This is a genomic window from Mesorhizobium sp. M7A.F.Ca.AU.001.01.1.1, assembly GCF_004022735.1.
Lineage (GTDB): Bacteria > Pseudomonadota > Alphaproteobacteria > Rhizobiales > Rhizobiaceae > Mesorhizobium > Mesorhizobium ciceri.
Genome location: NZ_RZPF01000213.1, coordinates 1 through 8966, shown reverse-complemented (window position 1 = coordinate 8966; position 8966 = coordinate 1). Strand labels below are relative to the sequence as shown.

The window sequence follows — 8966 nt, the reverse complement described above, 5'->3', positions numbered from 1 at the left end:
GTGCCAAGGTCATCCTGGCGCAACGGGAACCGATGTTCCTGCCCGGCGAGGAACGCGACGCCGCCCAGATCCTTTCGGACGCGCTGGCGCGCGAAGGTGTCGAGGTTCGCCTCAACACCGAGGTGGTAGCGGTGCGAACGGAAGGCGGCAAGAAGCTCGCCGACCTGGTGTGCGACGACATCACGACAACGATTTCCGTCGACGAGATCATCACCGGCATCGGCCGATCGCCCAATGTCGACGGCCTCGACCTGGAAAACGCCGGGGTGGCATACGATGCCGACGGTATCAAGGTGGACGATTATCTCCGCACCACAAATCCGCACATCTATGCGGCGGGCGATGTCTGCCTCGCCTACAAATTCACCCACACCGCCGAGGCCACAGCTCGCATGGTCGTGCGCAATGCCCTGTTTCTCGGACGCAGGAAACTGAGCGAGCTGGTCATTCCGTGGTGCACCTACACCGATCCGGAGATCGCCCATGTCGGCCTCTATCCGGCGGAGGCGCGCCAGAACGGCATCCCGGTCAAGACTTATACGGTGCTGATGCACGATGTCGCCCGGGCGGTCATGGACGGCGAGGAGGAGGGTTTCGTCAAAATCCACGTCAGGGAAGGGTCCGACCGCATCCTGGGCGCCACGGTCGTCGCCAGCCATGCCGGTGAGATGATCAATGCGGTGTCGCTGGCCATCAAATCGGGCATGGGATTGCGTGCGCTGGCCGACGTCATCCATCCCTTCCCGACGCAGGCGCTAGGCATAAAGATGGCCGGCGACACCTATCGGCGGACAAGGCTCACCTCATCATGGAAGCATCTGGCTGGCCGCTGGTTGGCGTGGTCCAGGCGATGGTGACATTCCGGCAGCCTGCCGCAGCTGGTGCATCGGACATTCGGCGACGATGCGGCGCTTGACGAAAGCCTCGTCGACCATCTCGGATATCCGCCAAACGTCGGTGCCATCCAGAGGTTAGCCGGCTCTATATTTCCGCGGATCCTGCGGGCCCTGCCGACCGCGACTCCAATTTCGTGGCTGCCCTGTCAGAGTGCGTGCAGAAGTTCTTGCCGAATGGGCTCGAGATAGGTTTGCGGATGCAAGCGTCCCCAAACATGGTCGCGCTCGGTCAGATGCTTAACCTGCTCTATCCAGCGCCTTGGCGCATCGGGGTCCCTGACCTCATGCCAGTCGTCGACGACAATGACCGGCAGACCCTGATAGAGCGGGTCGAGCGGCGAGGTCTTGGTGACGACGATGCAGCCGAGATAGAACAGCTCCCATGTCCTATGGCAGTCCAGGCCGTTGCCTTCGGTGGACAGGACAAGCGGGTATTGCGAGTACAGTTGCCAGATCGAGCGCTGCGAGACGCGTTTCGCCAGGAAATCGACATGCGGACATCCGCGCAGGACATCAAGCAGTTCCCGGCGCTGTCTCGAGCCATTGCTGATGCTGAAATCAGAGAACAGTCTGGGCGGGCGGCGGTCCACATGATCCTGCCGGGCGCGTATGATTTCCAGTTGCTTCACAAGCCCTTCCGGCGTGGCGAAGGACCGAGGCGTGTGAAGATCGAGCCCGATCGGGAAAGGCTTGACCCTGGGGTGAGTGCCGTCACAATTCTGGCTGTACCAGGAGACCAGGAAGGGGTTGGCGAGAAGCTGGTCGACGGTGCCCTTCGCCAGATCAGACGGCACCGAAGCATCGCCATCGGTCGTCAGCAGCGTGAACGGTGCCGTGATCGTCGGCAACACGATCCTGACGAACGTGTCGAGATCACAGGTTTGCGCATCCCTGGACAAGGTGCTCAGACGCAGCCAGACGATGCCATGTGCGCCGCTGTAATGCTGGCGGAAAAATGCCTCGCTCTGTGTCGATGCGGTTGACGCGTTGCGATACCAGCGCGGCCCGGCGAAATCGCAGAAATGTCCGATCCCCTGCGACCACAGCACGGGCGGAACGCCAAGAAATCTCAGCGCCCTGGAATAGACGGCTCTTTTGACTGCCCTTCGCAACCTGCCCATGGGCAACTCCTAGCGCGGATGCCAATACCGTTGCAACGTGCTGCCCGACATATTCGCCTTGAGCGGAACAAAGGCCAAAAGTTTCCCCGCAATACCCCTTCCGGCTCCGGAGAACCCAACTTACGACAGGCGCAGCCGCCGGCGAGGCTCGATCTACAGACTTGATTATGACAAAGGTCGAAGGGCTTGCGGTCGGCGCAAGGCCGCACGTCTCAATCGTGCAATTCCCGCGATATCGGCGGCCCCACCGAAAAGCCGGAGAATGTGACCTCGAAGCCCTCGCGTTGCGGCGAACAGCACATCATGCCGACATCGACCGTCCTGGAGATCGGAAAGTAGGCGAGCCGCACAGGCTTCCAGTGGCCGTCGGAAGCATCGAGATACTGGACACGGATCGTTTCGGCGTGACGGGTCAGCCGGATCCTGACGCCGCCCGGACCGGCATGAATGGCGACCAGCGACCAGTCTGACGTGTCGTTGGTGACCACGACGGAGAAATAGGCAAGGCCGTCGGTGTACTCGATACCGGCCTTGATCCAATGGGTTTCGCTGAGCCGGACCATCAGCCCCGCCTGATCATAAAGCACCTCGTAGTCGCCTTTGACGGTGACCTCGGCGGTGAAATCGCCTTCGACGGGCCGGTGCAGGAAGTGGCCATTGTCGCGCCAGAAACCGTAGAAGGTCTCGCGCCAGAAATCGGTCTCCTTGCCGGTGCGCACACGAACGCTGTCGCCGTCGATAGAATGGTGCGGCGGCGGGTTAAGCCAGGTCAGGTCCTGCACTGTCATCCTTCGCGCCGCTCCAATCCAGATGTGCATGGCGGGGTTGCCGGCGTGGTCGGCAGTGACCGATCAGCCCGGCTGATCGGTCGACGGCTGATCAGCCCGCGAATGTGTAGGCCGTCTTCACCGTGGTGTAGAACTCCGCCGCATAGTGGCCCTGCTCGCGCGGCCCATAGCTCGAACCCTTGCGGCCGCCGAAGGGAACATGGAAATCGACACCCGCCGTCGGCAGGTTGACCATCACCATGCCGGCCTCCGAATTGCGCTTGAAGTGCGTGGCATGCTTGAGGCTCGAAGTGCAGATGCCGGAGGTCAAGCCAAAGGGCGTGTCATTGGCGACGGAAAGCGCCTCGTCATAGTCCTTGACGCGAATGACGCTGGCGACAGGCCCGAAAATCTCCTCGCGCGAACTGCGCATGGCGTTGGTCGCCTCGGTCAGCAACGCCGGCTGCAGGTAGAAGCCCGGCGTCTTGCGGTCGAGCCGCTCGCCACCGAAGGCGAGCGTGGCACCTTCCCTGACGCCGATGGCGATATAGTCCTCGTCCTGCTTCAGCTGCGTCGCGTCGACGACAGGACCGATCTGGGTCTGCGCGTCGAGCGCATCGCCGATGACCAGTTTGCTCATGCGATCCTTGAGGGCGTCGACGAAGCGGTCGTGAATGCCGTCAGCCACAATCAGCCTGGACGAGGCGGTGCAACGCTGGCCGGTCGAGAAGAAGGCACCATTGAGCGCGCAATCGACGGCGATCGCGAGGTCGGCATCGTCGAGCACGACCAGCGGGTTCTTGCCGCCCATTTCAAGCTGGAACTTGCGCATGTGTTCGATGCTTGCCGCAGCGACGCGCTTGCCGGTGCCGACCGAGCCGGTGAAGCTGATGGCGTTGACATCGGGACTGTCGAGCATCGCCTGACCGACGACCGAGCCCTTGCCCATGACGAGATTGAGCACGCCCTTCGGCAGGCCGGCGCGATGCAGGATGTCGACGATGGTCCAGGCGCTCTCGGGAACCAGTTCCGCAGGCTTGAAGACGACGGTGTTGCCGTGTGTCAGCGCCGGGGCGATCTTCCAGGCCGGAATAGCGATCGGAAAATTCCACGGCGTGATGATGCCGACCACGCCGACCGCCTCGCGCGTCATCTCGACGCCGACGCCCGGCCGCACGCTCGGCACGACCTCTCCGGTCAAACGCAACGTTTCGCCGGCAAAGAAGTCGAATATCTGGGCGGCGCGAATTGTCTCGCCGATGCCTTCGGCCAGCGTCTTGCCTTCCTCTCGCGCCAGATTGCGGCCGATCTCGTCCTTGCGCGCCAGAATCTCGTCGGAGGCCTTTTTCAACACCGCGTGACGCGCCAGCGGACCGGAGCGGGACCAAGCCGGGAACGCTGCCTTGGCCGCAGCGATCGCCTGCTGGGCCTGTTCGACACCCGCCGAGGCATAGTCGCCGACGACGTCGCCGGTATCCGAGGGGTTGATGTTGCGCGAACCGGCATCGCCGACCCACTCGCCATCGATGAGGTTCTTTCGAAACAGCGTCATATCGTATGTTCCTGCTTGTTGGCCGCGCGGGCATCTGTCTGAACTGGTATTTGCCAGACAATTGCCTCGCGGGAAAGCAAACAGTGAACCGCCAGCCGCGACAAAAATCCCCGTGCCTGCGCCGCGCGGATGGCGGGCGACGACGATTCCCCATCGAGCCTCGATGCAGCCAACCTCCATCGTGCATCAATCCGCTTGGGCCGATTCATCCTGTACACTTATGTCCATAGCCTTGATTTGCCTGAGGCAGCATGTCATGCGTCGTGTCGATGGCAGCTCTCGAAACGACGATTCAGCGCGCCGGCGCCACCGGCAACATCAAGGCCACTCGCGAAGACTGGCTGAAGCTTGCGCTTGAAACGTTGATCTCTGACGGAGTCGAACGCGTCCGCGTGCTGACGCTTGGCCAGAAGCTCGATGTGTCGCGCTCCAGCTTCTACTGGTATTTCAAGAGCCGGCAGGATCTGCTCGATCAGTTGCTGGACTACTGGCGGCAGACGAATACCAAATTCATCGTGGAACGCGCCAGGCGGCCTTCCGCCACCGTCATACGCGGGGTGATGAGCATTTTCGAATGCTGGGTGGACGAAAGGCTGTTCGACCCCCAGCTGGATTTCGCGATCAGGGCCTGGGCCCGTCGCTCGCCCGCCATCAGGCGCGCCTTAGACGAGGCCGACGAGGAGCGTGTCAACGCCATACGCGACATGTTCATGCGTCACGGCTACGACGAGGAGGATGCCTTCGTGCGGGCCCGCGTGCTGTATTTCATGCAGATCGGCTATTACTCGCTTGAGCTCAACGAGCCGATGAGCAGCCGCCTGCCTCACGTCGCCGGTTATCTGCGCAGCTTCACCGGCCAGGAGCCTCCGGCGGAGGATGTCGAGGACTTCTCGCGCTATGTCGAGAAGACGCTTTCGCGCAATCGATAGTACGGGCCGCTCGGCCGCCGCGGCCTGACGATTTCGCGTCGTGCATCGGCCCAATAGCAAGCACGGTTGCTGCCGACAGCAGCAGAGGAGCCCTCTGCCGTATCGGCGCAGAGCGGCGCACGGGCGCTCATTCCGCTGTCCGCCAACCTCTAGACACATATGTACAATACCGATAGGGTACGCCACACTGGCTGGGTGGAGTGCGACAGGATGAAATCCCAATATCGGGCGATCGTCATCGGCGGCGGCGTGGTTGGAGCCTCGGTGCTCTATCACCTGGCGAAGTTCGGCTGGAGCGACGTCGCGCTGATCGAACGCGAGGTGCTGACCGCAGGGTCGAGTTGGCATGCGGCCGGCGGGTTCCATGCGCTGAACGCCGATCCCAACATCGCCGCCCTGCAGGCCTACACGATCGACCTGCTCTCCGAGGTCGAGAAAGAATCGGGCCAGAGCATCGGCATGCACATGACCGGTGGCATCTCGGTCGCCTCCGCGCCGGAGCGCTGGGAATGGTTGAAAGCGTCATACCGCATCTTCCAGACCATGGGCATCGACGATGTCCACCTGGTCGGAGTCGATGAGATCAAGCAGCGCTGCCCGATTCTCAACACCGATGGCATGCTGGGTGGACTCTATGCCGCGCGCGAAGGCCATATCGATCCCTCGGGCGTCGTGCACGCCTATGCCAAGGCAGCCAGGCTGCGCGGCGCCGATATCATCGAGCACAACCGCGTGCTGGCACTCAACCGCCGCGCGGACGGCGGCTGGGACGTAGTCACCGAGAAGGGCACGGTCATTGCCGAACACGTCGTCAATGCCGGCGGGCTGTGGGCCAAGCAGGTCGGCCGGATGGCCGGCATCGACCTGCCGGTGTCGCCGATGGAGCACCATTATCTCGTCACCGAGGCGCTGCCCGAAATCCAGGCGCTGGACAAGGAATTGCCGCTGATCGTCGATCTCGAAGGCTTCACCTACATGCGCCAGGAACAGAAGGGCCTGCTGCTCGGCATCTACGAGATCAACCACAAGCACTGGAACATGGATGGGGCGCCGTGGGATTACGGCATTGAACTGATCCAGGAAGACACCGACCGCATCGCCGACGAGTTGGCCCTCGGCTTCAGCCGATACCCCTGCCTGGAGAATGCCGGCATCAAGCGCTGGGTGAACGGCGCCTTCACCTTCTCGCCGGACGGCAATCCGCTGGTCGGCCCGGTGCGCGGGGTTCCCAACTACTGGGTGGCGTGCGGCGTCATGGCCGGTTTCCTGCAAGGCGGCGGGGTCGGCAAGTCGCTTGCCGAATGGATGATCCATGGCGAGCCGGAAGCCGATGTCTACGGCATGGACATCGCCCGCTATGGCGATTTCGCCTCCAACCGCGAATACATCAGGCAGACCACCGGGCAGTTCTATTCGCGCCGCTTTGTCATGAGCTATCCCAACGAGCAGTTGCCGGCGGGGCGGCCCTTGAAGACAGCCGGCGCGCATGACGCGATGGATGCCGCCGGCGCGCGCTGGGGCAATTCATGGGGCATGGAAGTGCCGCTCTATTTCGCGCCGCATGGCTTCGTCGAGACACCGACGCTGAAGCGCTCCAACGCCTTCGACATCGTCGCACAGGAGTGCCGCAAGGTGCGCGAGGGCGTCGGTCTGCTCGATATCACTGCCTTCTCACGCTACGAAATCGCCGGGCCGCAGGCGGAAGCTTGGCTCGACCGGCTGCTTGCCTGTGCGCTGCCCAATCCGGGTCGCGCCAAGCTCGCGCCTATGCTCGGCGAAAACGGCAAGCTCAAGGGCGACCTCACCGTCTTCAACTGGGGCGATGGCTCCTGGTGGATCATGGGATCCTACTATCTGCGGCAGTGGCATATGCGCTGGTTCGAGCAGCATATGAGCGACGGCGTCACCGTCCGCGACATTTCAGACGCGGTCGTCGGTTTCTCGCTGGCTGGTCCCAATGCGCGAATGTTGCTTGAGCGCCTCACACATCAGGACGTTTCGCACGAGGCCTTTGGCTTTCTAGCCTGCAAGACATTGGATGTCGGGCTGGTGCGGGCCAAGGTCGGACGGCTCTCGGTCATCGGCGAACTCGGCTACGAGATCCATTGCCAGGCCAATGAGCACGCGGGCCTGCGCCGCGCTCTGCTGACGGCAGGCAAGTATCTGGGCGTCACCGAATACGGCTTCAGCGCGGTCAATTCGCTGCGGCTCGAAAAGAGCTTTGGTATCTGGTCGCGCGAGTTCACGCAGGACTATACGCCCGATGAGACCGGGATGGACCGCTGGATCGCTTTCGACAAGGGCGATTTCATCGGCCGCGAGGCGGCCCGGAAGGAGCTGAAGGCTTCATCGAGGCGCACGCTGGTGACGCTCGAAATCGACGCGGCGGACGCCGATGCCAGCGGTTACGAGCCGGTCTGGTATAGAGGCAAGCTTGCTGGCTTCGTCACCTCGGGCGGCTACGGCCATACGGTCGGCAAGAGCCTCGCCATGGCGCTGGTCGAGCGCGAAGTGGCTGATATCGATACGCAGTTGACAACCCACATCGTCGGCGTCGAAAGAGGTGCGCGCGTCATCGCCTCGTCGCCATACGATCCACTGGGCAAGGCGATGCGGGCATGACCGATCGAACCGGTGACGTCGGTGCGGAAGACCATGCGATGATCCACGTTTCTTTCCGAAAATCAGGCCGGTCCGGCACGTCATGACCACACGCTATTCCGCCTTTTCGCTGTTCAAGGAGGGCCTGGCCGGCCAAACCGGCTGGCAACCGGCGTGGCGCTCGCCCGAGCCGAAACTGTCCTATGATGCGATCGTCATCGGTGGCGGCGGCCATGGGCTGGCAACGGCCTATTACCTGGCCAAGAACCACAACATCACCAGGGTAGCGGTGCTGGAAAAAGGCTGGATCGGCGGCGGCAACACCGGCCGCAACACCACCGTGGTGCGCTCCAACTACTATTATCCGGAGAGCGTCGAGCTATACGGGCTGGCGCACCGGCTCTATGAGGGATTGTCGAAAGAGCTCAACTACAACGTCATGCTGTCGCAACGCGGCATGGTCAATCTCTGCCACTCGACCGGCGAGATGGAGATCGGCGCCCGCACCGTCAACGCCATGCAGATCAACGGCATCAATGCAGAGCTGTTTTCGCCTGACGATGTGCGCCGGGTGGCGCCGATCTACAATTTTTCACCGGACGCACGCTTCCCGGTGTTCGGCGGTATCTGGCAAGGCAGGGCCGGAACGGCACGCCATGATGCGGTCGCCTGGGGCTATGCGCGGGCCGCAAGCCGACTCGGCGTCGACATCATCCAGAACTGCGAGATCACCGATTTCATCATCGAGGGCGGCCGCTGCCGTGGCGTCCAGACCTCGCGTGGCGCGATCCGTGCCGAGCGTATCGGCATGGCGGTGGCCGGGCATTCTTCGGTGCTGGCGGCCAAGGCCGGCTTCCGCCTGCCGATCAATTCCTATGCGCTGCAGGCCTGCGTGTCCGAACCGGTCAAGCCGATCCTCGACACGGTGGTGCTGTCGCCCGGCTGCGGCGTCTATGTCAGCCAGTCGGACAAGGGCGAGATCGTCATCGGCGGCGGGCTCGACCGCATCCCCTCCTACGCGCAGCGCGGCAATCTGCCGACGCTGGAGGGGGTGATCGCCGGCCTTTTGGAGATGTTCCCGATCTTCGGCCAGCTCAAGC

The 8966-nt window shown here is 62.8% G+C and carries 7 protein-coding genes; 4 read left to right on the top strand and 3 right to left on the bottom strand.

What is annotated here, in order from left to right; all coding sequences use genetic code 11:
- Positions 1 to 857 (top strand): FAD-dependent oxidoreductase (locus EN884_RS15210; protein WP_164895014.1); only part of this gene is annotated, 857 nt, incomplete at its 5' end.
- A 185-nt stretch (positions 858 to 1042) separates the two neighbouring features.
- Here EN884_RS15210 and EN884_RS15200 read toward each other — a convergent pair.
- The 3 genes from EN884_RS15200 to EN884_RS15190 form a co-directional block, all read right to left on the bottom strand.
- Positions 1043 to 2017, bottom strand: coding sequence for a hypothetical protein (locus EN884_RS15200; protein ID WP_063169867.1), 975 nt, complete (start codon positions 2015 to 2017; stop codon positions 1043 to 1045).
- A gap of 212 nt (positions 2018 to 2229) precedes the next feature.
- Positions 2230 to 2805 carry a DUF1349 domain-containing protein gene (locus EN884_RS15195; protein ID WP_063170443.1) on the bottom strand — a complete coding sequence of 192 codons (576 nt, stop codon included), beginning with the start codon at positions 2803 to 2805 and terminating at the stop codon, positions 2230 to 2232.
- A 91-nt stretch (positions 2806 to 2896) separates the two neighbouring features.
- A complete protein-coding gene (locus tag EN884_RS15190; protein ID WP_013528145.1) occupies positions 2897 to 4336 on the bottom strand; it encodes an aldehyde dehydrogenase family protein in 1440 nt (479 codons plus the stop codon).
- Between the two features lie 269 nt (positions 4337 to 4605).
- Between EN884_RS15190 and EN884_RS15185 the strand changes: the two genes are divergently transcribed.
- The 3 genes from EN884_RS15185 to EN884_RS15175 all read left to right on the top strand — a co-directional run.
- The gene (locus EN884_RS15185; protein WP_024501867.1) at positions 4606 to 5265 is read left to right on the top strand and encodes a TetR/AcrR family transcriptional regulator; all 660 of its coding nucleotides are present in this window, start codon (positions 4606 to 4608) and stop codon (positions 5263 to 5265) included.
- A 210-nt stretch (positions 5266 to 5475) separates the two neighbouring features.
- Positions 5476 to 7887, top strand: coding sequence for an FAD-dependent oxidoreductase (locus tag EN884_RS15180; RefSeq protein WP_063169866.1), 2412 nt, complete (start codon positions 5476 to 5478; stop codon positions 7885 to 7887).
- Positions 7888 to 7969: 82 nt separating this feature from the next.
- A partial coding sequence (locus tag EN884_RS15175; RefSeq protein WP_128360608.1) for a sarcosine oxidase subunit beta family protein occupies positions 7970 to 8966 on the top strand: 997 nt, incomplete at its 3' end.

What these genes read in the sequence shown, in the direction of transcription:
- EN884_RS15195 (WP_063170443.1), bottom strand. Translation starts at nt 2,805, where the DNA reads ATGACAGTGCAGGACCTGACCTGGCTTAACCCGCCGCCGCACCATTCT.
- EN884_RS15180 (WP_063169866.1), top strand. Translation starts at nt 5,476, where the DNA reads ATGAAATCCCAATATCGGGCGATCGTCATCGGCGGCGGCGTGGTTGGA.
- EN884_RS15200 (WP_063169867.1), bottom strand. Translation starts at nt 2,017, where the DNA reads ATGGGCAGGTTGCGAAGGGCAGTCAAAAGAGCCGTCTATTCCAGGGCG.
- EN884_RS15185 (WP_024501867.1), top strand. Translation starts at nt 4,606, where the DNA reads ATGGCAGCTCTCGAAACGACGATTCAGCGCGCCGGCGCCACCGGCAAC.
- EN884_RS15190 (WP_013528145.1), bottom strand. Translation starts at nt 4,336, where the DNA reads ATGACGCTGTTTCGAAAGAACCTCATCGATGGCGAGTGGGTCGGCGAT.